This is a genomic window from Pseudoalteromonas sp. Bsw20308, from assembly GCF_000310105.2.
GTDB lineage: Bacteria > Pseudomonadota > Gammaproteobacteria > Enterobacterales > Alteromonadaceae > Pseudoalteromonas > Pseudoalteromonas fuliginea.
On the sequence record NZ_CP013138.1, the window covers coordinates 1,725,440 to 1,749,337 of the forward strand.

Annotated in this window: 18 protein-coding genes; 12 read left to right on the plus strand and 6 right to left on the minus strand. The window is 39.4% G+C overall.

Features of this window, described 5'->3' with window-relative positions; translation table 11 throughout:
- Positions 1 to 72 precede the first annotated feature (72 nt).
- On the minus strand, positions 73 to 801 hold the full coding sequence (locus D172_RS07420) for an NUDIX hydrolase (protein WP_007375190.1): 729 nt from the start codon (positions 799 to 801) through the stop codon (positions 73 to 75).
- Positions 802 to 1,165: 364 nt separating this feature from the next.
- On the opposite strand from D172_RS07420, the gene D172_RS07425 reads away from it, so the two are divergent.
- The 9 genes from D172_RS07425 to D172_RS07470 all read left to right on the plus strand — a co-directional run bounded on the left by D172_RS07425 (position 1,166) and on the right by D172_RS07470 (position 13,557).
- Positions 1,166 to 2,521 carry an MFS transporter gene (locus D172_RS07425; RefSeq protein WP_007375189.1) on the plus strand — a complete coding sequence of 452 codons (1,356 nt, stop codon included), beginning with the start codon at positions 1,166 to 1,168 and terminating at the stop codon, positions 2,519 to 2,521.
- 62 nt (positions 2,522 to 2,583) lie between these two features.
- Positions 2,584 to 3,651, plus strand: coding sequence for a glycoside hydrolase family 43 protein (locus D172_RS07430; RefSeq protein ID WP_007375188.1), 1,068 nt, complete (start codon positions 2,584 to 2,586; stop codon positions 3,649 to 3,651).
- Between the two features lie 385 nt (positions 3,652 to 4,036).
- Entirely contained in the window at positions 4,037 to 7,066 is a 3,030-nt protein-coding gene (locus tag D172_RS07440; RefSeq protein ID WP_007375187.1) for a TonB-dependent receptor, read from the plus strand.
- A 176-nt stretch (positions 7,067 to 7,242) separates the two neighbouring features.
- Complete coding sequence (locus D172_RS07445; RefSeq protein ID WP_007375186.1) at positions 7,243 to 7,989, plus strand: SapC family protein; 747 nt, start codon at positions 7,243 to 7,245, stop codon at positions 7,987 to 7,989.
- A gap of 10 nt (positions 7,990 to 7,999) precedes the next feature.
- Positions 8,000 to 9,010: a cupin-like domain-containing protein gene (locus tag D172_RS07450; RefSeq protein ID WP_007375185.1), complete on the plus strand. Its 1,011-nt coding sequence runs from the start codon at positions 8,000 to 8,002 to the stop codon at positions 9,008 to 9,010.
- A 22-nt stretch (positions 9,011 to 9,032) separates the two neighbouring features.
- The gene (locus D172_RS07455; protein WP_007375184.1) at positions 9,033 to 10,517 is read left to right on the plus strand and encodes a tryptophan halogenase family protein; all 1,485 of its coding nucleotides are present in this window, start codon (positions 9,033 to 9,035) and stop codon (positions 10,515 to 10,517) included.
- Positions 10,518 to 10,522: 5 nt separating this feature from the next.
- Complete coding sequence (locus D172_RS07460) at positions 10,523 to 11,233, plus strand: DUF6445 family protein (RefSeq protein WP_007375183.1); 711 nt, start codon at positions 10,523 to 10,525, stop codon at positions 11,231 to 11,233.
- Positions 11,234 to 11,240: 7 nt separating this feature from the next.
- Positions 11,241 to 12,068, plus strand: coding sequence for a ThuA domain-containing protein (locus D172_RS07465; RefSeq protein ID WP_007375182.1), 828 nt, complete (start codon positions 11,241 to 11,243; stop codon positions 12,066 to 12,068).
- A 208-nt stretch (positions 12,069 to 12,276) separates the two neighbouring features.
- Positions 12,277 to 13,557, plus strand: coding sequence for a glycosyl hydrolase family 8 (locus tag D172_RS07470; RefSeq protein ID WP_007375181.1), 1,281 nt, complete (start codon positions 12,277 to 12,279; stop codon positions 13,555 to 13,557).
- A gap of 123 nt (positions 13,558 to 13,680) precedes the next feature.
- Here D172_RS07470 and D172_RS07475 read toward each other — a convergent pair whose 3' ends face one another.
- Positions 13,681 to 14,655: an SMP-30/gluconolactonase/LRE family protein gene (locus D172_RS07475; protein ID WP_007375180.1), complete on the minus strand. Its 975-nt coding sequence runs from the start codon at positions 14,653 to 14,655 to the stop codon at positions 13,681 to 13,683.
- A 115-nt stretch (positions 14,656 to 14,770) separates the two neighbouring features.
- Between D172_RS07475 and D172_RS07480 the strand changes: the two genes are divergently transcribed.
- Positions 14,771 to 15,904, plus strand: a complete 1,134-nt coding sequence (locus tag D172_RS07480; RefSeq protein ID WP_007375179.1) for an endo-1,4-beta-xylanase — start codon at positions 14,771 to 14,773, stop codon at positions 15,902 to 15,904.
- A 570-nt stretch (positions 15,905 to 16,474) separates the two neighbouring features.
- Positions 16,475 to 18,700, plus strand: a complete 2,226-nt coding sequence (locus D172_RS07485; RefSeq protein WP_007375178.1) for an endo-1,4-beta-xylanase — start codon at positions 16,475 to 16,477, stop codon at positions 18,698 to 18,700.
- 199 nt (positions 18,701 to 18,899) lie between these two features.
- On the opposite strand, the gene D172_RS07490 is transcribed toward D172_RS07485, so the two are convergent.
- Together D172_RS07490 and D172_RS07495 are read right to left on the minus strand one after the other, a co-directional pair.
- Entirely contained in the window at positions 18,900 to 19,853 is a 954-nt protein-coding gene (locus D172_RS07490) for an MBL fold metallo-hydrolase (protein WP_007375177.1), read from the minus strand.
- Between the two features lie 266 nt (positions 19,854 to 20,119).
- Positions 20,120 to 20,491, minus strand: coding sequence for a DoxX family protein (locus D172_RS07495; RefSeq protein WP_007375176.1), 372 nt, complete (start codon positions 20,489 to 20,491; stop codon positions 20,120 to 20,122).
- 137 nt (positions 20,492 to 20,628) lie between these two features.
- On the opposite strand from D172_RS07495, the gene D172_RS07500 reads away from it, so the two are divergent.
- A complete protein-coding gene (locus D172_RS07500) occupies positions 20,629 to 21,516 on the plus strand; it encodes a LysR family transcriptional regulator (protein ID WP_007375175.1) in 888 nt (295 codons plus the stop codon).
- A 58-nt stretch (positions 21,517 to 21,574) separates the two neighbouring features.
- On the opposite strand, the gene D172_RS07505 is transcribed toward D172_RS07500, so the two are convergent.
- Complete coding sequence (locus D172_RS07505; protein ID WP_007375174.1) at positions 21,575 to 22,012, minus strand: cupin domain-containing protein; 438 nt, start codon at positions 22,010 to 22,012, stop codon at positions 21,575 to 21,577.
- Positions 22,013 to 22,026: 14 nt separating this feature from the next.
- Positions 22,027 to 23,874: a DUF5060 domain-containing protein gene (locus D172_RS07510; protein ID WP_007375173.1), complete on the minus strand. Its 1,848-nt coding sequence runs from the start codon at positions 23,872 to 23,874 to the stop codon at positions 22,027 to 22,029.
- Positions 23,875 to 23,898 lie beyond the last annotated feature (24 nt).

Consider the following 23,898-nt stretch of genomic DNA (forward strand, 5'->3'; position numbering starts at 1 on the left):
ATTCAAAGCTCATTTCCCTAAGAGAATTTATCAAGATTGTTTAATTAATTGCTTTGACTAATATTTGCATACTTAAAACTCAAACGTAAAACCAAACTCTCTTAATTTTTCATACACGTTTATGTCAAAACGATACAAAGTCGCGGCTCTGTGAGCTACATTTGTTTGTTTTTCTTTGCAGTTTATTAGTAAGTTCATTTTTTGAAACTTACGTCTAAAGTTAGGTTTATCGAGTGATTTATTTAAAATCGACTCGTATATTTCTTGAAGCTCAAGCAGGGTAAATTTTTCTGGAAGTAAGCTAAAACCAATCGGCTCGTGCCTTACTTTATAGCGTAAGTAGTTTAAGCCACTTTTTAAAATATCGGCGTGGTCAAACATTAAAGCCGGTACACTATTCACATCAAACCATTCACACTCTAAGGCATTGTCGCCGCTCACAAGGTTGGTTTCTTCAAAGCGAACGAGCGAATAATAAGCAATAGTAATAATACGTCTAGCAGGGTAGCGGTCTACGTTGCCAAACGCACCTAACTGATCTAGGTACAGGTTTTCAACACCGGTCGTACTTTTAACAACACGCAGAGCTGCAAGGTCTAAGTTTTCATCTTTACGAACCCAATGACCAATTAAACCCCACTGGCTTGTTGCAAGGCCGCGGTTATATTTAACCAGCAACACCTTTAATTTACCTTCATGAATAGCAAATACAATATTATCTACGGTTAGATTGCTAATGCAGTCATCAGGAATCGATTCTTCGTCGATGTTGTTAGAAATGTTTGATGTTTTATAGTGCATAAATTACTCAGCCAAAGCTATACGAAGATATTGTTATAAAGACTATTAAGGGTATATAAAAGGTGGGTAAAGCGCAAATAAAAAGCTTTTATAATTCCTATTTAAAACAATCACATCTATTTAATTAATCACTTTATACACTGTACCTGTTTTTACGCGTTAACGCCGATATTCGACTTAGGTTTGGTGTTGGTTTTTTATTGAACGAATAATGCCTTTGTATGTTAGTAAATTTAACGCTTAATTAGCGCCATGTATTAAATAAATTACCAGTAGATTAAAAATGTAACATAAATGTTTACATGCGCCAAAAATGCATATAGTATTTTTGACTATATCGATTTGCATTGAAAATTGAGCACACATGAACAACACAAAACACACACTCACAATTAAAGAAAAAATAGGGTACGGCCTTGGTGATACAGCCAGTAATATTGTATTTCAAATGGTCGCTAACTTTATGTTGATATTTTATACCGATGTTTACGGTTTATCTGCAGCCGCTGCGGGCACCTTATTATTAGCGGTTCGTTTATTTGATGGTATTACCGACCCAATAATGGGTAGTATTGCCGATAGAACGCGCAGCCGTTGGGGCTCTTACCGCCCATATATATTATTTTTAGCCGTGCCTTACGGTGTGTTTGCTTGCTTAGCATTTATAACCCCAGATTTTGATTCTACGGGCAAGCTTATATATGCCTACTTTACTTACGGGCTTTTAATGACGTGTTATACCGCCATTAATATACCGTACGGCGCACTTGGTGCAGTAATGACAAACGATCCTAAAGAGCGTGCATCGCTTCAGTCATACCGATTTGCAATGGCAATGGCAGCACTGCTTGTAATTGTATGGGCACTGCCTAAGCTGGTTGCTTTTTTTGGTGACGGCGACGATGTAGTAGGTTACCCGCTAGCCATGGTGTTTTTAGGCGGACTTGCAGCGGCTTGTTTTTTACTGTGTTTTAAAATGACCAAAGAAACCAAACAAGTTAAACCCGCGCAAAGTAAAAAGAATGCCTTTCTTGAGTTTTTAAGCTTATTTAAAAACGATCAATGGGTTGTAATAGCCGTTATAAGTCTAGCAACATTAATATTAATTGGCGTTAGAGCCTCTGTAGCACCGCATTATATTAAGTACTACGTAGGAGAAGCCTCACTTACTTCTAACTTTTTAACACTCTCAGCAATTGGCTCAGTACTAGGCGCTGTGTCTACCAACTTTTTAACCAAATTTATTGAAAAAAAGACATTATTTATAGTCGCTTTAGTGGTCGTAATTATTTCTCACAGCATGTTTTACGTACTTGAGAGCGACGCCATAGTCACCATTTTTATCGTCTACTTTATTGCTAACTTTGCCCACATGATAATTACCCCAATTATGTTTTCGATGGTGGCAGATACGGTTGACTACGGGGCATTAAAAATTGGTCGCAGATTAACCGCTGTTACGTTTTCTGGTCATTTATTGGCAATAAAACTAGGCTTTGCAATTGGCGGTGCTATTGCAGGGTGGATATTATCTGGCTATGCATACGTGCCTAATCAAGAGCAATCAGAATACACGTTATCAGGCATTTTACTCGCCTTTGCTGGTATTCCAGTAATTTGTACCGTGGCATGTTTAATTTTTATAACACGTTACAAACTTACCGAGCCTGAAGTAAAGCGCATTCAAACGCAGCTGGCTGATAACAAAACTATAAACTAATTTAGCAGTCCATTTTGCACCTTTTAAAAGTGCAAAGTGGGCAGGCAATACTAGGAGTAAAAATGCAAAATACAGCGCAAGTAGCACCCCCATCTAATGGGTTAAGTGACGCTGAACTTAAACAGTTAAAAGACCTACAACGAGCCAACTCGTTAATACAAAACCACAATGTGTTAGTTGATCACATGTATACCGCCGATCCGTCTGCACATGTGTTTAACGGCAAAGTGTATATTTATCCATCGCATGACATTGAATCAAAAAATGAAATTAATGATAACGGCGACCACTTTGCAATGCGCGACTACCATGTGTTTTCGCTTGACGAAAGCTCAGGCAAAGCCATAGACCATGGCGTAGCACTTTGTGTAGACGACGTAAAATGGGCAAGCAAGCAAATGTGGGCACCCGATGCCGCGCATAAGCTTGGTCAGTATTACCTTTACTTTCCGGCGCGCGATCAGCAAGGCATTTTTAGAATTGGCGTTGCAAAAAGTGACAGTCCAACAGGTCCATTTAAAGCCGAAGACGATTACATTCAAGGGACATTTAGTATTGACCCTGCTGTATTTGAAGATGACGACTCAAGCCATTATTTGTATTTTGGTGGCTTGTGGGGCGGCCAATTACAAAATTGGCAAACCAACGAATTTAATGAACAAAGCACGTATCCAAAAAATGGTGAACCTGCAATTCCTGCGCGCGTTGCAAAATTATCGGAAGATATGATCAGCCTAAGCGAAGACGTAAAAGAGGTTGTTGTACTAGATGAAAGCGGCTCGCCAATTACAGTATGCGATAACAACCGCCGCTTTTTTGAAGGCCCTTGGGTACATAAACACAACGGTGTTTATTACTTTTCGTACTCAACGGGCGATACACACAAAATTGTATACGCTACGGGCGATAACCCATACGGACCATTTACCTATCAGGGCGTTATTTTAAACCCAGTACTTGGTTGGACCACGCATCACTCAATTGTTAAGCACAATGATGATTGGTTTTTATTTTATCACGACAGTACGTTATCGGGCGGGCAAACTCATTTACGCAGTATGAAAATGGCTAAGCTAGAACACGACTCAAACGGAAAAATTCAAACAATAAGCCCATATGAACACGCTTAATAAAAATAGTTATAAACAAGGCAAATTATCTGCGTAAGCACCGCTACAGCTTTTATTTGCATTAAAAAGATATAGTCAATGTGACCATTAATTTTTTATTAATGGTCTAAATAAGAGGAAGTTGAGGGCATATGACAAAATGAAAATATTTTAAAGCAAAAAACTAGCACAAAGAATTAGCATAAACATGCTGTTATTTAACGGTTTTTAGTTAGGTGGCACATATTTAAAACTGGTTGTGGTCTTTGTAAAACGTTTAAAACATACACACACAATAATTATTAATTGACCGTAAATAGAAACAAATAGTTTACAATTATGTTTCGAGTAATTCTTAAAGTCTTGCAGTACGTCAATAATAATTAAATAAGAAAAAGGCATCATGATGTTTAAGAAAAAGATAATTTCAACAGCCATACTCGCTGCAATGGGTACCGTTACGCTTCCTCACCAAAGCTACGCTGCCGAAACCATTGTCGGTGAAGATGTAGAAATAATACAAGTAACCGGCATTAGAGGTTCATTGCAACGCTCTATGGATGTTAAACGCGATTCTTCTGGTATTGTCGATGCTATTTCGGCTGAGGACATGGGGAAATTTCCTGATACCAACCTTGCTGAATCGCTACAACGTATTACCGGCGTATCAATTGATAGAGCGGGTGGTGAAGGTAGCCGCGTAACAGTACGTGGATTTGGACCTGCTAATAACTTAATTACTATTAATGGCCGCCAACTTCCAAATACAACAGGTGACCGTACATTTGATTTTGCAAATGTCGCATCTGAAAGCGTATCGGGCGTGCAAGTTTATAAAACATCAGACGCAAGTGTTACCTCAGGTGGCATTGGCGCAACTATAAACTTAACAACCAACAGACCTTTAAATAGCCCAGGTATAAAAGCATCGTTTGGCGTAAAAGCTGTAGACGATCAATCAACCGACGAGGGCAGCATTACACCAGAGCTAAGCGGTTTATATTCGCAAACATTTGGTGATGATAAATTTGGTATATCTATTTCAGGTAGCTATCAAGACCGTGAAAGCGGTATGCAACAGTTTATACAAGATCAAGGCTACAGAGCATCTGATTACACAAATACAGGATGGGGTGGTGTACCTGCAGGCGCAGAAGGCGGAGCAAACAGACCTACATCAGGTATTTACTCAAACCCGCAACAACCACGTTATGTGTTTGAAGAGCGTCAACGTGAACGTGTAAATGGTCAGTTGGTATTTCAATATCAACCTGTTGAAAACATTACAGCAACCCTTGATTACACAGGCTTTAAAACAACCGTTGAAGAGCAGCACACTGATGCCTCAGTTTGGTTTAACTACGCTGGCGACAGAAGTGAATCTGTTTGGGCGGGCGAGCCTAACGCGTACCCACTTATTTACTCAGAAATTTATGACATCCAAAGTGATGCCGATTACCGCGATACGTCGCTTACGGTAGGTTCTTGGGGTCGCGAAGAAAAAACAGATTCATTAGGCTTTAACCTAGAATGGGCGGTATCGGATCAACTTAATCTAGAGTTTGATCATCACAGTTCAAAAGCATCAATGAAAGCAACTGATCCACGCCACGGTACACGTAATAATATTCAGTTACCGTCGTACACACGTTCACGTACCGGGCTTGATTTAACCGGCGACTTACCCGGCATTGCTATTGGTAACATTGAAAACTTTAACCCGAGCACCATGCGTTTATCTGGTAGCTGGTTTGCAAACGACAAATACGATTCAGAAATCGATCAAACACAAATCTCAGGTAAGTACTTCTTTGACGACAGTTTAAGTATTGATTTTGGTGTTGCAGTTAATAAAGTAAATAACCATTATCGTCATACGCAAGTACAGCGCCCAGATTGGGGTGGAGTTGGTGTTGAGGGCGACTTTGCTGATATTGATTGGCGCCAAGATACTATTTTAGATAAGTTTCAAGCTAAGGCGGGCAACTTTGAAGGCACTGCAACACAAGGCGAATATGATTTATTTAATACAATCTTTTTTGCCGACTTTGACGCGATTGTAAATGCAGCAGAGTACGCAGATCCCATTGCCAACGTAGATAACCTTTACGGTGATTGTAAAGCAGCTGACGGCGCAGCGGCAGGACCAAACGGCGAGGGACAATTTTGTGCCTCAACCGACTGGGATGCAGCAACAAACCGCTTTACAGAAGAAAAAACGCAGTCTGCTTTTGCACAAGTAAATTACAAAGGCGAATTGAGTGGCATGTTCTTCGACCTGCAAATTGGCTTACGCTACGAAAAAACAGATGTATTTTCTAAAGCAACTGCACCCGGTTACAGCCGCGTAGAATGGAACGAAGATACAGCCACATCAGTAACGGGTGTTACCGGTATTGAAACGCTAAGCCAATCTGCAGATTACAGCCAGTTCCTGCCAAATATTAACTTTAATATCGAAATTGTTGAAGATGTAATGATTCGTGCAGCAGCGAGCAAAACTATTTCAAGAGCGGGTTACGGCCAACTACAAGGCGGTACAACTATTAATACCGGTGGTAGCTTAAGTGGTTATTCGGGTGGCTCTGGTAACCCAGGACTTAAACCGCTTGAATCAATTAACTACGACTTATCTAGTGAATGGTATTACGGCGAAGGTAGCTATATTTCGTTTGGTTACTTTAAAAAAGACGTAACAAACTGGATAACTACAGGCACTATCGACTCAAATATATTTAACTTATATGACCCATTAAATGGTGAAAAATTTAGAGCCGCATCAAGCGCACTAGGTGGTAATGCATCTAACGAAGACATCAGAAATTACATATTTGAAAACTTTGCTGATGATCCAAATGTGCAACCTAAGTTTGATGAAGATGGTGAATTAGACGGCGGCACAATTGTTGGTGACCCAGAAACAGATGATCCAATTAACTTTAGAATAAACGTGCCTGTAAATGGCGACCAAGAATATACCATTGATGGCTTTGAATTTAATATTCAGCACTTATTTGGTGAGTCAGGCTTTGGTGGTATTTTTAACTACACCATGGTTGACTCGGGTCTTGAATATGACAATGACTCACTTGAGGATACAGAAGCACTTGTCGGGTTAAGTGACACGGCAAACGTGGTATTCTTTTACGATAAAGAAGGCTTACAAGCACGTATTGCGTATAACTGGCGCGACTCGTTTTTAAATGAGCGTCGTGTAAATGGCGATTTAACCGCACCAATTTACACCGATGAGTATTACCAAATAGACTTTAACGTAAGTTACGAAGTACCCGCAGTAGAGGGACTTACCGTATTTATTGAAGGTATAAACATTACTGACGAGTACGTAACATCGTACGGGCGTAAGCAAGAGCTGATTTATAACATCACTCAAACAGGCTCTCGTTACGGTTTAGGTGTTCGTTATAATTTTTAATAAATTACACTTGTAGTAACCTTATAAAAGCCGCATTTTGCGGCTTTTTATTTGCCTAAATTAACCTAGTAATAATAATATCCAGCTGTTATAGTCAATATGAATTTAACTTGTTGGTTACATTTAATGTGTAGCAATAGGTAAAGGCACACAACAACAATTGGAGCACACAATCCATGGCCAATCATGCATTATTAAATAATGTTGAACATCAGCATTTAAAAATAAACCCTGCACGCAGCACACACTTAGGTGACGGGGTTTGGTATAGCGAAACATTTGTGAGCGAATTTAGAGTCGCTCAAGCACATTACCCAATATTTTTTATCAAAGACGATACAACAAATACATTTTCGCCGGTGTGTTTGTACGGCATAAATAAAGACGAAAACTTATTTTTAGTAAACCAGCAGCAATGGCAAGCACACTACATTCCGCTAAGTATGCAGCGACTGCCTTTTGCTATAGCGACTCAAAATACAATGCAAAACGGTGTGGCAACGCAAGAGCGCATGCTTAGCATTGATTTAGACTCGCCAAAAGTGTCAATAAAGCAGGGTATTAACTTATTTTTAGAACACGGCGGGAATAGCGATTACCTCGAAAACATAATAAATGTGCTTGATAACCTGCATCATGGTTTGCAAGAAAATCAGCCATTTATTAAAACTTTGATTAAACATGGTTTGCTTGAATCGGTATCGCTAGAGCTTGATTTATTAAACGGGCTTAAACATAACTTACTCGGTTTTTATACCATAAACGAAGACTCGCTTAACCAGCTAAGTAGCGATGCAATTGCGCAGCTTCACTCACAAGGGTATTTAGCGTCTATATACATGATCATTGCATCGCAAGTACATGTGCGTGATTTAGTGGCGCTTAAAAACGAGCAACTTATGCTACAAAAGCACGCTGTATAAGTAATTAGCTATGGAAAATTTAGCAAATAATATTCAAACCCTGAGTGGCTTAACTCCCAGTACGTTACCCAAGGAACTTTTAAACTCGCCTGTGCCTATTGTACTGAAAGGGTTTGTGAGCGATTGGCCCCTCGTTATTGCCGCCAAAAAGTCAGACAGTGCAGCGATTGATTATTTAACGCCGTTTTACGAAGGTTTTTTAGTTAACACTTGCACAATACCCGCCAGTCAAAATGGGGTTGTAGGGTATAACCCCGATATGAGTGGTTTTAATTTTACTAATCAGCAAGCGGCATTTATTAATGCGCTTGAGCAAATAACGCAAACTGCAAATAATCCACAAGCCGACACTTTATACATTGGCTCTACTAGCATTGCACAGTGCTTACCTGGTTTGGTTAATCACTGCCACGTTAACGCATTAAACGAAGGCTGTTTATTTAATGTATGGGCAGGCGGAAAGGTTACCGTACCAGCACATTACGACGTAGCACAAAATTTAGCATGTTGCGTTGCAGGTAAAAGGCGTTTTACTTTATTTGCCCCCGATCAAATAGATAATTTATACATAGGCCCGCTTGATAAAGCACCCGGCGGTCAGCCAATAAGCTTAACTACCACAACTGCGCCCAACTTCACGCAATACCCTAAGTTTGAGCAGGCAATAAAAGCGGCAATTACCGTTGATCTTGAAGCAGGCGATGCGCTTATATTACCCAGCATGTGGTGGCACCAAGTAGAGGGGCTTGGCAGTTTAAATATACTGTTTAATTATTGGTTTAAAAATACGCCAGCGGTGTATGGGCAGCCGACTAATGCGTTGCACCACGCAATTTTAAATATACGTAACTTACCAAAGCATGAGCGCGCCGCATGGCAACGTTTGTTTAATTACTACGTATTTGCTGATAACGAATTTACCCACATACCAGAGCCCGCACAGGCTATTTTAACAAAGCCGATGAATGAGCTAACAGCGCGTAAATTAAGAGCCGAATTACAAAATAAATTAAGACGCTAAGCGTACTTGTAAGGTTTGGATTATGAATCAAAATGCAATTAAAAAAATAGTAATAGCAGGTGGCGGCACCGGAGGTTGGATGTGCAGCGCTGCAATGGCAAAACTGCTAGGTAAAAATATTGAAATATGCTTGGTTGAATCCGATTTAATACCTACCGTAGGGGTCGGGGAATCAACTATTCCTACGCTGCATATATTTCATGATTTACTAAAAATTAGCGAATCAGAATTTATGGCAGCCACTAATGCCACGTTTAAATTAGGCATATCGTTTGAGGGCTGGAAACAAAACCAGCAAAGCTACTTTCACTCATTTGGTTATGTGGGGCAAGGTTGTTGGGCTGCAGGTTTTCAGCACTTTTGGCTAAAAGGTATGCAACAAGGTGTAGCTGCCGATATTGGTGATTATTGCACAGAGCACGTAGCAAGTCGCTTGGGTAAATTTGCCGTAATACCGAATCAAGACCGTAACCATGCTTATCAGTTAGATGCCGGTTTGTACGCTAAATTTTTACGAAATTTTGCACAGCAAAACGGCGCTAAACGTATAGAAGGCATGATAAGCAAAGTTAACTTAGAGCCCACTAATGGCTTTATAAAATCACTTACTTTAGGTGACGGGCAAATTATTGAGGGCGATTTATTTATAGATTGCACCGGCTTTAAAGGTTTATTAATAGAGCAAGCACTACACACCGGATACGAAGATTGGAGCCATTGGCTCCCGTGCGACAGCGCAGTAGCAGTACAAACCGAATTAGTAAGCCCAATAGTGCCATATACGCGTGCAATGGCACATAAATGTGGTTGGCAGTGGCAAATACCGCTGCAAAGCCGCCGTGGTAATGGTTTAGTGTTTTGTAGTAAATACATGAGCGATGATGAAGCCAAAACAGCGCTACTCAATAACGTAGAAGGCAAACCTATTAATGAGCCGCGCGTTATTAAATACCGCACCGGTACACGGCGTAAACATTGGAACAAAAACTGTGTTGCTATTGGCTTGGCAAGTGGTTTTATTGAGCCGCTTGAATCAACCAGTATTCATTTAATTCAGCAAAGCATTATAAGATTAATGCAAAACATGCCAACCAAAGCAATCGAGTCGTGCTATCAAGATGACTTTAATAACAAAATGCGCTTTGAAGCCGAAAATATTCGCGACTTTATTGTGCTGCATTACCACGTAACGCAGCGCACTGACAGCGACTTTTGGCGTTATTGTAAAAACATGCCAATACCAGAGTCGCTTGCCAGACGCATCGAGCTATTTAAGCAAAGTGGGCATGTTTATAAAGTAGAGCAAGAGTTATTTGGTGAAGCCTCGTGGTTACAAGTGATGTTAGGGCAAGGGCTAGTGCCGCAAAATTATCACCCGATTGTTGATAGCATGAGCGATGATGAGTTAAAGCACTTTTTAGATTCAATAAAAAACCATGTGGCTAAAAAAGCAAATAGTTTACCGAGCCATATCGATTTTATTAATCATTATTGCAAGGCTAACTAAGCACTATGCTAACACTTGGTAATAACTTACAGCCGCAGTATGAGTTGATAGGGCAAGAGCAAACGCCAATTATTATAATTGACAACTACCTGAGTGTGCCGCAAAAACTTATAAACTTAGCTAAAAGTGCAGAGGACAGCAGTGACGAGTTTAAGCCTGACGAACTCACTCAATACCCAGGTTTACGCATGCCGCTGCCAAAGCAATGTGTGGTTGATTACCTAAAGCCGCTTATACAGGGGTTTTATAACGTATTTAATATTGGGCAAACACTTACCCCATACCCAAAAGATAATACCTTATCGTTAATTACTAAAACGCAGAAGCAGCTATCACCAATACAAACCTTGCCACACTTTGATACAAACGATCCTAACTTAATTGCCATTATTCATTACCTTGGCGAAGGCGAGCATGGCGGCACTGGGTTTTTTAGGCATAAAAAAACAGGGTTTGAAACAATAAGCACAAAGCGCAAAAACACGTATTTAATGTATGCTCAACACATCCTTGAACACAGTAAGGTAAAGCCTAGTTACTGCACCACGCAGCACAGTGAGTTTGAGTGCTACAAGCACATAGAATATAAGCCAAATAGGCTTATTGTGTTTCCTGGGTATTTGCTGCACACCAGTTTACTTAACACGTCTACCGATATTTCGTCGTGTCCACAAACAGGGCGGCTAACGGCTAATATGTTTGTTCATTTTAAATAGGAATACTATGTCTTTTTCTTTATCTAGATTCGCATATAAAGGTTGGCTATTAAGCTTTGTTGTATTGGCACTGAGTATGGCAACAGTGCAAAAAAGTAATGCTACAGGGTTTGATACCCTCCCTAAAAAGCAATTTAATGTGCTGCTATTTACAAAAACCGCAGGGTGGCACCATAAGTCGCAAACCGAAGGCGTTAAAGCGCTAGAAGGCTTAGCCGATAAGCACTTTTTCAACTTAATTTGGCACGAAGAAAGCCATTATTTTAACGACGATTACTTAAAAAATGTTGATGTAGTGGTATTCTTATCAACCACGGGCGATATTTTAAACCCAAAAGAGCAAGCCGCGCTTGAGCGATTTGTAAAAGCAGGTAAAGGCTTTGTTGGTATTCATAGCGCATCAGATACCGAATACGACTGGGCGTGGTACCAAAAGCTGGTGGGGCGCACCTTTAACATTCATCCTATTATTCAAACTGGCGTACTAAGTAAAGTACCTAATACTCACTTTATTGGCTTAAACCATATGCCGCAGGAAATGCTTTGGACCGACGAGTGGTACGAATTTGGGCCAGAGCTAACTAAGTTAAACTACTTACTCACGGTTGATGAGCAAACTTACAACCCAGCTGCCGATTGGGGTAATAACAAAACAGGCTCGGGTATGGGGGCGTTTCATCCTATTTCGTGGTATCACAATTACGATGGTGGTCGATCATTTTACACAGCCCTTGGGCATACTAATGCAGTGTATAAAAGTGAATTTTTAACCGAGCATATTTATGGCGGAATTTATTGGGCTGCAACAGGTAAAGGGTTAAAAAGCATTAATTAATGAATAACTCATAAATGTACTTTTTAGTATTATTTACATCGTTCAAGGCCGCTTTTTAAGCGGCCTTTTGCATTTTAGGCACTATTTAAACACCTCACTCACTTCACTTAGTTTATAAAACAAATATTTTTGAGAATTGCTTGATCAAATGGTCAAAAAGACTATATTTAATTTGCACGCTGATATAATCCAAATAAAGAGGATAAACATGAAAGTATTTTTTAAAATAACAACTTTATTGTTAACACTAATAAGCTATCAAGCACTTGCTGCATTCAATAATAACCCATCGAGTGTAGGCGCCGACAGTTCTGGGACTTACCGTAACCTTGCACAAGAAATGGGTAAAACGAACATACAGCAAAAGGTGAATAGTACTTTTGACAATATGTTTGGCTATAACAACACTCAACAACTTTACTACCCGTACACCGAAAACGGTGTTTATAAAGCACACTACATAAAAGCAATTAACCCAGATGAAGGCGACGATATAAGAACAGAAGGGCAATCGTGGGGAATGACCGCCGCTGTCATGCTTAATAAACAAGAAGAATTTGATAACCTGTGGCGCTTTGCTAAAGCGTATCAAAAAAATCCAGACAATCACCCTGATGTAAAAAAACAAGGTGTTTACGCGTGGAAACTAAAGCTTAATCAAAACGGCTTTGTTTATAAAGTAGATGAGGGCCCCGCTCCCGATGGCGAAGAATACTTTGCTTTTGCATTACTTAATGCGTCAGCTCGTTGGGGTAATTCGGGCGAATTTGATTATTATGCTGATGCCATTACCATGTTAAACACAATTAAAAACAAGCTGATGCAAAACCAAATAATCCGCTTTTCGCCTTACATTGATAACCTAACAGACCCTTCTTATCACATACCTGCGTTTTATGACTACTTTGCAAATAACGTAACTAACCAAGCAGACAAAACTTACTGGCGACAAGTAGCCACAAAAAGTAGAACCTTACTTAAAAACCATTTTACAAAAGTAAGTGGTAGCCCGCATTGGAACTTACCTACATTTTTATCGCGCTTAGATGGCAGCCCTGTTATTGGCTACATTTTTAACGACCAAGCAAACCCAGGTCAATGGTATGAATTTGATGCATGGCGCGTAATTATGAATGTGGGTTTAGACGCGCATTTAATGGGTGCTCAAGCGTGGCATAAAAGCGCAGTAAATAAAGCACTGGGCTTTTTAAGTTATGCAAAAACTAACAACAGCAATAACTGTTACGAGCAAGTGTATTCGTACGGTGGAGCGCAAAACAAAGGCTGTGCAGGCGAAGGTCAAAAAGCCGCGAATGCAGTAGCGTTACTTGCTTCAACAAACGCTGGGCAAGCAAATGAGTTTTTTAACGAATTTTGGTCTTTATCGCAACCAACAGGTGATTATCGTTACTACAATGGTTCGCTGTATATGTTAGCTATGCTGCATGTATCGGGCAATTTTAAGTTTTATAACAACACGTTTAATTAAATAACAATACCTAAGCAGCAAAAACTTAGGCAGCAAAAAACCGGTGTAACCAAGTTACACCGGTTTTTTATGTACAACGAGTAAGCTAACTTTTCTCGTTAATAAGTTGCTTAACTAATTTAGCTAATTAGCCAAACCCGCTACTTTTACATCAAGCGTAAACAATCCCTTAGCGGTAGTTATTAATAATGTTTTTCGGTTTTTACCACCAAACGCAAGGTTAGTTACATTAGGGCCCAGTTCAATTTTATCGATGAATGCACCTTCTGGCGTATAAATATTAATAACGCCTTTACTGTGGCTGCTAACGTAAATATTGCCAGCAGAATCTACTTTTATACCATCGGGGGAGGTTACTTTAATAAAGTCTTCGCGTGGTGAAATATCACCGTTTTCATCAATAGTGTATTTGCTTACGCGGTTACTAAAATCACCAATATAAAGGGTATGCTGATCTGGGGATAGTGCAACACCGTTGGGCTTTTCAAGCGTAGCGTCAATTAAACTAAGTACGCCCATATTACTTAACTTATACACACCGGTATAAGGTATTTGCTGAGTGCGTTCGCCTAGTTGCCAATTAGGATCTGTAAAGTAAATATCGCCATTTCTGTGCATAGTCATATCGTTTGGCGAGCTAAAGCTTAACCCATCAAACTTATTGACTATTACGGTATTGGTCTTACTTTTTATATTAATTTTAGAAAGCGACTGCGTATTGTGGTTAAGGTTATAAAGGTTGCCGCTTTTTGCATACAGGCCATTTGTACCACTGTGTTTTAAATAAGTGGTGATGGTATTAGGCAATTGCAATTTATAAATGGTGGAGTCGGGGCCTAGTGCTTGCAGGCTTGCAAAGTTCATTTCTGAAAAATAAAACGCATTGTCTTGGCTTGACCACGTTGGGCCTTCTAAAAACAAAAAATCGTCACTAACAAGTGTGGGTATTACGCCCTTTATTAGCGGTGATTGCTCATTGCTTTGGCTGTTTACAGCGTTTAACAAAGCTGGGTTTTGAAGTTGTTGTGCCAGCGCTGTTTTATTTATACAGAGCATTAATATAACTAAGCTTAGCGTTTTTTTGTGTGTTTTTAGCATGGACGTTTACTCAGGTTTGTTTAATTTATAATTAATGGTCACATTGACTATATCATTTATTTTTTTCGTTGTATGATATTTATCGAAAATAATAACGATTCAACGGAGCACACACATGCATAAAAAATACACACTTAGCCTGCTTTTACTTGCAGGATCATTAAGCGTAGACGCTGCACAAGACCCAGCCCTTAAAAACACCTTTGCAGACTCATTCAAAATGGGGGTTGCTGTAAATCAAGATATAGTGACAGGTCAAAACACCGCCGCACAGTCAATTATTGCTAAGCAATTTAATACAGTGACGCTTGAAAATGCTATGAAAGCAGAAGTAATTTACCCACAGCAAGGTAAGGTTGATTTTAGTGGTGCAGATGCGTTTATAGATTTTGCCAAGCAAAATAACATGTTTACGGTAGGGCACACCTTAGTGTGGCATAACCAAACGCCTGACTGGTTTTTTACAAATAGCAAAAATGAGCCAAATACCCCTGCAGAGCAGCTTGAGCAAATGCGCAAACACATAGAGCTGGTAGCAGGGCGCTATAAAAACAAAGTAGATGCGTGGGATGTAGTAAACGAAGTAATAGCTGATGACGGCTCTTATCGCCCAACTGTGTGGGTTAACCGCATAGGTAATGGTGATACGATGGTAAAAGCCGCGTTTAAATACGCCCAGCAGTATTCACCTAATACTGAGCTTTATTACAACGACTTTAATGCATGGCGACCAGAAAAAAGAGACGGCATTATACGTATGATCAAAATGCTGCAAAAAGAAGGAATTCGAATCGACGGCATAGGCATACAAGCGCACTGGGGGCTTAATTTTCCTAAAATGCAATATATTGAACAAGCCATTGACGCCTACGCCGCGCTGGGTATAAAAGTGATGATCACCGAGCTTGATATAGACGTGCTGCCGTTAACAAAAGAGGGGCAAATTACCGGCACCGATATGATGAAACCACAATTTCAGCTAGAAGAGTTTGAAACCTACCTCGACCCATACAAAAATGGCTTGCCAAGCGACGTAGAGGCGCAACTAAACGCCCGTTATAAAGCCTTGTTTGAATTGTTTTATGCAAAGCGCGACAAGATAGACCGCGTAACCTTTTGGGGATTACACGATGGTATGTCGTGGAAAAACGACTACCCAATCCCAAACAGAACAAACTACCCATTACTATGGGATCGTAATTTAAACCCTAAGCCAGTTATTAAAACAATTGCTGATGTAGTTCAGTAAACCGCATTGTGTAGTCAAAGCCGAGTATTTTTAAATACTCGGCTTTTTTTGTTTGCAAATTTCCACATAGGGGCTAATAAAAGTCATTTTACTAAGCGATGAGCTGGTAAACCTTGATCTTACCGAAGTAATACAAGCACAAGTATCACTTACACCTTCTATTTAATTATTTTTCTCAAACTCAAAGCATACTCAATATGCAACGGGTTAAATTTTAGCCTTGATACTTATTGTTAAATAGACTATAACAATGTTGGTTTTAGGTTAATTTAATAATTGTATATTCACACACACAATATAAAACAATAAATTTTAATTTAAACCTTAACTATAACTCGATGATTTTAATTTTATATTTGTGCTCTTGTACAAGGTAAATATTAACGTTTGAAGAGATATTAAAATAATAAATATAAATGACTGTTTGTTTTTATAATTAGTTATAGTCATATTGAATAATATAATTTATGGTGCAGTAGAAAGACTCTATCATATTTTATTCACTCAAATGGCTTTACTGCACCTAGTTCAAAAACGACTCATTTATTGCTTTAGTCTAAGGAATAAAAAATGAATAAATCGATTTTTCGTAACACCGGATTAGTGACCTTAGTATCACTATTAATGGCGTGCGGGGGGGATAATAAAGATACACCAGTGCCTGAACCCATACCTGAAGTAGTAGCCCCTGATACTCCAGCGCCTGAAGCGCCAATAGCAGCTGAAATAACAAATGGTGGGTTTGAAGAAGACACTTCAGGGCAAACAACGCCCGTCGGGAATTGGGTATTTAGACCAGATCAAGAATCAAGCGCTACTTCTACTATAGAGGTAATTGAATCGCAAGAAGGCGTTAATACTTACAAAGGCACCAAAGCAGCTGAGGTTATTGTTAATACATTGGGTGACAACCCTTGGGGAATTGAAATAGCTTATGAAGACCTTCCTATCACTGGAGGTAAAAATTACGAGTTTAGTGTTTGGGCCAAAGGGGAAGAAGGAACCAGTGCCGATTTTTGGATTCAAACACCTGCGCCAGATTATGGTCAACTTAGCCTAGTAAAAGAAACACTCACAGGCGAGTGGCAAAAAATAACATTAACAGCCGCAACAGCTGAAGCTGACTCCTTAGTTAGGCTGGCAATTCACTTTTCAAAAAAAGAGAACATTAACAAGCCTATATACCTAGACGAATTTTCAGGCTTTATTTTAGACGATGTCCCAGCAGAAGAAATACCCGATGTTCAATACAGCGAAGTAACTGCACAAAGTTTAAAAGCATTAGCACCTAATTTTAATATTGGTGTGGCTGTGCCAGCGGGTGGTTTTGGTAACAGCATAATAGACAGACCAGAGATTAAAGCGATTATTGAACAACACTTTAATCAGCTCTCTGCTGAAAACATTATGAAGCCTACCTATTTACAACCAACCCAAGGCGGATTTTTTTACGATGATTCTGATGAGCTAGTTAACTACGCCAAAGAGAACTCACTCACGGTACATGGCCATGTTTTTGTTTGGCACTCGCAAATTGCGCCTTGGATGCAAAGTTTTCAAGGTGATAAAGCCGCGTGGATAACCATGATGGAAAATCACATCACTCAAGTTGCCACTCATTTTGAAGAAGAAGGCGATAACGATACCGTAGTTAGCTGGGATGTAGTTAACGAAGCGTTTATGGAAAATGGTAAATATCGTGGTGAAAAAACCACAAACGACAGCGCCGATGAATCTGTATGGTTTGAAAATATAGGAGCCGAATTTTTACCGTTAGCCTATAAAGCAGCAAGAGCGGCCGACCCTGATGCTGATTTATATTACAACGATTATAACCTGATTTGGAACGCCGATAAATTAGATGCCGTTATATCTATGGTTAACGATTTTCACAACAACGGCGTGCCTATTGATGGCATAGGGTTTCAATCTCATATTTCACTTAACAGCCCTGACATTTCAACCATTCAGGCACACCTTCAAAAAGTGGTCGATATTCGCCCTAAAATAAAAGTGAAAATTACCGAGCTAGATGTTCGTATGAACAACGAAGGCGGCATTCCTCTAACTTACTTAACAAGTGAAAGAGCGGATGAACAAAAGCAGTACTATTACGATATTGTTAAAACCTACCTAGAAACGGTACCTGAAGATCAGCGCGGTGGTATTACTATTTGGGGTGTAATTGATGGTGATAGTTGGTTACAAACTTGGCCAGAACCGACAACTGAATGGCCACTGTTATTCTTTAATGACTATACACCAAAACCGGCTTTGCAAGGTGTTGCCGATGCGCTGCAAGAGCTAATTGAAGTAGCAGAGCCAGAGCCTTCAGCAGAGCTGCTAACTAATGGTGACTTTGAAGCCGGTCTTGATTCATGGCAATCACGAGGCAGTGCTACTATTTCACTTGAAACAACCCAAGCTCACAGCGGAAATAATAGTGCTTTAGTACAAGGGCGAACTGAAACGTGGAATGGGTTACAAAAAGATGCAAAAGGCCTATTTACAGCAGGTAAAACCTATAATGTATCTGCGTGGGTTAAGTTATCTGACGATAATGCAGCGGTATCGCCAGGAGTTAAGCTCACACTGCAAATTGAGCATGCGAGCACTGAATACCTCGAGCTAACCACTGTTAAAAACGTAGTTGCAGGCGATTGGGTACAGCTTTCGGGCACTTATACCCATTCAATAACAACCGAGGAAAGCGCCGCTTTACTTTATGTTGAGTCAAACGAACTGACTGCTGATTTTTATGTAGACGACGTATCGGTCACTTTGGTAGAACAATAAACCAAACTAAAAGTAATTAACCCCACATTTGATAGTCTGTATTTTTATACAGACTATTTTTTTGAGGGCTTTCATAAAAAGAAGTGCACTATGCTTTTATATTAGTAATGAGTATCGCTTTAAAGCGACATATACCGTCATTATAAATACATTAGCACGATAACGCCGGTGCGATAACGCCGGTGCGTGAAAAGCTATATTAGTTTGACTCAAATGACGAAAGTTTCTTTTGAACGTTATTTCGTAATACATCGTCTATGTACTCATTAAATGCCTTATTACCGGTTACCACGGGGTTTCGTTGATCAGATTTACGATTTTTTAATGTATTAATTTGATTAATTAGATCATGTGAAAACGGGTGGTTTGAGATACTTCCATCAACATCGTTTTTGTTTGCAATTTTTTGAAAATAATTTAAAGAGTGCAAATAAGTTTGATTTGCTTCTTTAGTATCCGGTAAACCGGTACCTCCCCAAAGTGCAACTGTATGAGGTATGCCATTATCTGTAACAGGTATTATCAAAGACAACCCACCAGGCGTATGCCCTGGTGTAGCAAGTACCGTCAAATTAGTTTTACCTAAACTTATTTTTTCGCCATCGATAACTTGGGTGTAAGTGCTAGGTAATGGTATTTCGGTAGAAAAGTTACCGAAAGGATCAGTTAATACAGGTGCATTTGGATTATGGATGTAGTCCCACTCATTTTTTCTCATTAAAATTTTAGCGCCATAATGTGATTCAAAGTAGTGAGCGCCACCATAATGGTCGCTGTGGCCGTGAGTAACTATAACGTATTTAATATCTTCAGGATTTAAGCCTAACTCTTTTAGTCCAGGAACAATCACATGTTTGGCATCGTGCGGGGTCCACATGGTATCGATTAAAATAATGCCCTCAGTTGTAGTGATAACAAAAGTGCCTACGCTGATATATCCTACAAAATAAAGGTTATCAAATAGCTGAGTGGGTTCAACAACAGTGGTATTGAACAAATCACTAGAGGTTAGCGAGGAAGGTAATTTATTTAATCTAGTACTTATTTTATCTTCACTCAATTTTGTAATATTACCGTTATTTGACGTTGTGCAGCCGCTCAGTAAGTAAGTTATTACTGTAATCGAGAAAATGCCTAAAAATGTTTTTTTCATATTTTACACCTTAGTTAATTAGGCATATTAAAAGCCCAAGTAATAAACTTTAGTACGTCGTCTATTTAATTATTAAATACAGGGTATGAACTCAAAATTAAAATTTAATGAATAAAACAACCTTAGCCTTTGTTTGTTTAGAGATCGAGTTTGTTATCTTTAGGCTAAATTAGAGATGTGAAAGCATTTGTCATTTTGTAAATGAGGGTTTGAATAACGATAGAAGCGAATATATCGTTATTCATTGTATTGAAAATAGCTCTAGGTTACTTACTATCCAAGGCGTTTATATCATTGACTCGGTTAATTATGATATTAATTAAAAAAGCACATAAAATAACGGCAGGTATTGCATTGGCAACACTGTCGTAAACTACATGAAAAAATGTTGCACCAGCCATAATAACTAACAAACCACTTGCAGCTAAAATGCTTAGTTTTTTTATCCAAATAGCAATAGCACCTGCTAGTTCACTTGCACCAATAAAATAGCCAAACCAAGCAGGTAAACCCATGAGTGCAAAAGATAAGTGCATTTGCTCAACTCCTGCTAGTTTTGCAGAGCCTGCAGCTATAAAGGCAAGTGTTGTTAATCCTAGTGATGTATACATAAAAATTATTTTTACTTTTGTGCTCATGTTATTCCCAACTTTAATAAGAGTGATTTAAGCAGATGCTTAGCTTTTGACGTTAGAATAATCACAGTTCTTATTAATTAATATTGAATGTTTTTTTATAAGATATAAACTTTAGCTTTACATGTTTGGCGTAAATTATGAAATTAGAACAGCTTAGTATGTTTGTTACTGTTGCTCAGGTTGGATCATTGAGTGAAGCAAGTGCTCTTTTACACAAAACTCAACCAGCTATAAGCCAAGGTATTAAGCAACTAGAAAATACCCTTAACTTTGCCTTATTTAGTCGTAATGGTTATCGGTTAGAGCTTACTAGTGCAGGAAAAACTATGTTTCATAAGGCTATGAAATTGCTAGATGATGCAGCACAACTTAAACAAGTTGCACACCACATAGCACAGGGGAACGAGGTAAGTATAACGATTGCAATTGAAGCATCATTTAATTTAAAAGGTATTTTACCATTACTAAAAAATATGCAAAATCAGTTCCCTGAAACTCAAATAATAATCAGGCAAGAGTACATAACAGGTGCAATTGAAGCCTTACTTGATGGCGGTGCCGATCTGTGTATAACACCAACAATGGAATTTTCTGTACAAGAAGAGAAAATTGAAAAGCATTTGTTAAATAGCGGCTCATTAATCAATGTAGCTTCCCCTTTGTTGTTAAAGCGAAATCCAAACCTAAGGCAAGCCACTGATTTGTTGAACGAATACCAAATAATTGTGCAGGACTCAGGCACTGGTTCAAAAAACATAGAGTGGGGTGTACAGCAAGGTCAGCGACGATGGTATGTAAATGACTTTCCAACTAAAAAAATGCTTATCGAAAGTGCAATGGGTTGGGGCAAATTACCAGGTTATTTAGCTGATGAAGGTATTGCAAATAATACTCTGAAAATGCTGTCACTTAGTGATGTGCAAAATATAACGCCTCTAAAATATTACATTATTAAGAAAAGGGGAGAAGTGTTGGGACCTGTAGGAGAGGCCGTGTGGGAGCAATTTAAAAACTATCAGATATAACAATTACATATATGTGAAAAACGTATTTAAATTACTTCCCTAAAAAAGCCACTAAAACCTACTTAGTTTGATATCTTACTACCACAAACTTAAGCGGCACATCGCCGTTATTATAAATGCCGTGTACGTCGTTAGGGGCTGCAAATAAGATATCTCCAGTATGAGCAGGCTGGCTTTTGCCATTAAGCGTCCAGGTACCTGAACCCTCTAAAATCATTAAGTATTCTTCATCAGGATGCTGGTGGGCGGGGTGTATTTCGTTATTAGGTTTAATAACCGCAACGCCTGTAATAGCGCCCTTGGTGAGTGGTGTATCGCCGTAAAAGTAAGTATGAAAATCGCCGCCTTCGTAGTGAGTAATGTGCGCATCTTTTTGACTCACAATAGCTGATGTAAGTTGAATGGATTTATCAGCTGCGTTTACAGGCAATGCAAAGATGGCTGCGGCTGAAAGTAATACGCCGGTTACACAATGTTTAGCTGTTAAATGATTCATGTTTGTTATCCTTATTATTTAGCGCTTAGGTTAATTAAATAAACCCAGTCGTTATTAGGTGTGTTGGGTGGTGTTGCCAGTTGTGTACTCGTTGCGGTATTTATACAAAAGCGTTTGCCGTTTATGTAGTTGTTAGTTCGTGGGTTAAACCAGTCGAGGGTATAACACGCGTTTGGTAATGTGACCTGAGCTTGGCTTGCGTTACTAAAATAAAATAAGTAAAACGCTGAGTTATCACTTAACGACCAGCCTGTTTTTGTAAGCTCAGGTGCTGGTGTAAGCTTTGTAAATGGCACATATTTTTGAAAAAACGCAACAGCGTTAGTCATCGCTAAATAGTAATTTTTATAAGGCGTTAAATCTTGTTCAACAAGGTCGCCGCCACCGCCTAAATAAAACTCAATACCTGCGCCACCTGCCATAAATGTGGCCCACACGTTACTTTTACGCCACGTATCTACATTATTTGCATACTCATAAATATAGGCTTCGTCCATGGTGATCACCCACGGGTGAGGGTTGCTTTGAGTAAGCTGGCGGTACTTTGAAACATCGTTATAAGTGGTGTTTGTTTTAAGTTCACCTTGTAAGCTTGCCCCTGTGTAGGCGGGGTAGCCCAAAATGTTGTCGTTTGGTTTATCGTAAATGTGGTAGTCGAGCGACGGGCCGTTATGTATCACAATATGCTCAGGGTAGTAGGTGAGTGATTGAAAGTAATCGGCAAATTGCTTTCTTTGTTTTGTGGTATTAGCTTTTTGTTGTTTATTGTCGCCGCTTGGATCTTGCCAGCCATTTTCTTCGCCTATATTCCACGTGGTTGCTAAATGATAGCCAAAGCGGGCAAATAACTCGCGATAGTAAATTTTACGACTAACAGCAAAGTCGTTTTTAAGCTGGCTTTCGTTCCATTCAAACAGTGATTCGTTTTCGGTTTCGCTCATTACAAAGTGAGTCATTATGCCTTTTTGCTGCATGTGGCTAAATACAATATCCCACTGAGCTAATTTAGATACATCGTAGCGTGTGGTTTGGGTTTTGCTAAGCCATGGCCAAACTTGGTCGCCATCGCCGTAGGCGTTCATGGTTAAAAAGTAATACGCGTTAATGTTAAGCGACGCTAAATAATTTATTAGCCCAATAATGCCTTTAGAAGATTGATGACTACTATTATCAGTCTCTGTATTGGTTGTTTGCCATGTAGGGTCGCTATTTTGCCAATGCTTTATGTGCGCTTGGTAGTTACGCTTTGTGGGAGTGGCATCAAACCCTGAAAAGCCAAGCAGCACTTCGGGGCTGTTAGCACCGGCTTTTAAAAAGTACTCTTTTGAGCCATTAAACTGCAAATAGGGTTTATTAACGTATTCAAGCTTACCTTTGCTTTTAAAGTCTTTACTGCTGGATGATTTAGTGGCGGCGATAACATTAAACTCGCCTGTTTGTTTATCAAAAAATCCGGCTGATTGCTCATTTGTAACAGTATTTAATGGCACGCTTGCGATATTACTGCCTTTAACAAATGAGAGTGTATAGCGCCATTTGCCAAGCTCGTTGGGCGAAAACAAAACCTGCCATTTGTTGCCTGCTGTTGCATGTGTTTGAGCAGTGTTTGCATCGGCTGCATAATATCCAGGTACTGTATATTGCTTATTAGTGGGGCTGGTAAATGTGGCGTCTAAGCGGTAATCGGTAAAAGGGTTAGGCGTGGCAAGCTCGCTGGTGTGCGGGCCTTCAAGGGTTAAGCTTAATTTATGCCAGATAGGCACGTGAGTGCTGGTTTGCTCCGCGCGAATTAGGGCGCTGAATATAAATGAGGCGAAAAATGCGCTAATTAACAGAAGCCGTTTTATTGTTATTTTTTTCATGTGTGTCCTTGCTAATTTTGTTGC

What these genes read in the sequence shown, in the direction of transcription:
- D172_RS07505 (WP_007375174.1), bottom strand. Translation starts at nt 22,012, where the DNA reads ATGAATCATTTAACAGCTAAACATTGTGTAACCGGCGTATTACTTTCA.
- D172_RS07430 (WP_007375188.1), top strand. Translation starts at nt 2,584, where the DNA reads ATGCAAAATACAGCGCAAGTAGCACCCCCATCTAATGGGTTAAGTGAC.
- D172_RS07425 (WP_007375189.1), top strand. Translation starts at nt 1,166, where the DNA reads ATGAACAACACAAAACACACACTCACAATTAAAGAAAAAATAGGGTAC.
- D172_RS07420 (WP_007375190.1), bottom strand. Translation starts at nt 801, where the DNA reads ATGCACTATAAAACATCAAACATTTCTAACAACATCGACGAAGAATCG.
- D172_RS07465 (WP_007375182.1), top strand. Translation starts at nt 11,241, where the DNA reads ATGTCTTTTTCTTTATCTAGATTCGCATATAAAGGTTGGCTATTAAGC.
- D172_RS07450 (WP_007375185.1), top strand. Translation starts at nt 8,000, where the DNA reads ATGGAAAATTTAGCAAATAATATTCAAACCCTGAGTGGCTTAACTCCC.
- D172_RS07480 (WP_007375179.1), top strand. Translation starts at nt 14,771, where the DNA reads ATGCATAAAAAATACACACTTAGCCTGCTTTTACTTGCAGGATCATTA.
- D172_RS07495 (WP_007375176.1), bottom strand. Translation starts at nt 20,491, where the DNA reads ATGAGCACAAAAGTAAAAATAATTTTTATGTATACATCACTAGGATTA.
- D172_RS07445 (WP_007375186.1), top strand. Translation starts at nt 7,243, where the DNA reads ATGGCCAATCATGCATTATTAAATAATGTTGAACATCAGCATTTAAAA.
- D172_RS07470 (WP_007375181.1), top strand. Translation starts at nt 12,277, where the DNA reads ATGAAAGTATTTTTTAAAATAACAACTTTATTGTTAACACTAATAAGC.
- D172_RS07485 (WP_007375178.1), top strand. Translation starts at nt 16,475, where the DNA reads ATGAATAAATCGATTTTTCGTAACACCGGATTAGTGACCTTAGTATCA.
- D172_RS07440 (WP_007375187.1), top strand. Translation starts at nt 4,037, where the DNA reads ATGTTTAAGAAAAAGATAATTTCAACAGCCATACTCGCTGCAATGGGT.
- D172_RS07500 (WP_007375175.1), top strand. Translation starts at nt 20,629, where the DNA reads ATGAAATTAGAACAGCTTAGTATGTTTGTTACTGTTGCTCAGGTTGGA.
- D172_RS07510 (WP_007375173.1), bottom strand. Translation starts at nt 23,874, where the DNA reads ATGAAAAAAATAACAATAAAACGGCTTCTGTTAATTAGCGCATTTTTC.
- D172_RS07460 (WP_007375183.1), top strand. Translation starts at nt 10,523, where the DNA reads ATGCTAACACTTGGTAATAACTTACAGCCGCAGTATGAGTTGATAGGG.
- D172_RS07455 (WP_007375184.1), top strand. Translation starts at nt 9,033, where the DNA reads ATGAATCAAAATGCAATTAAAAAAATAGTAATAGCAGGTGGCGGCACC.
- D172_RS07475 (WP_007375180.1), bottom strand. Translation starts at nt 14,655, where the DNA reads ATGCTAAAAACACACAAAAAAACGCTAAGCTTAGTTATATTAATGCTC.
- D172_RS07490 (WP_007375177.1), bottom strand. Translation starts at nt 19,853, where the DNA reads ATGAAAAAAACATTTTTAGGCATTTTCTCGATTACAGTAATAACTTAC.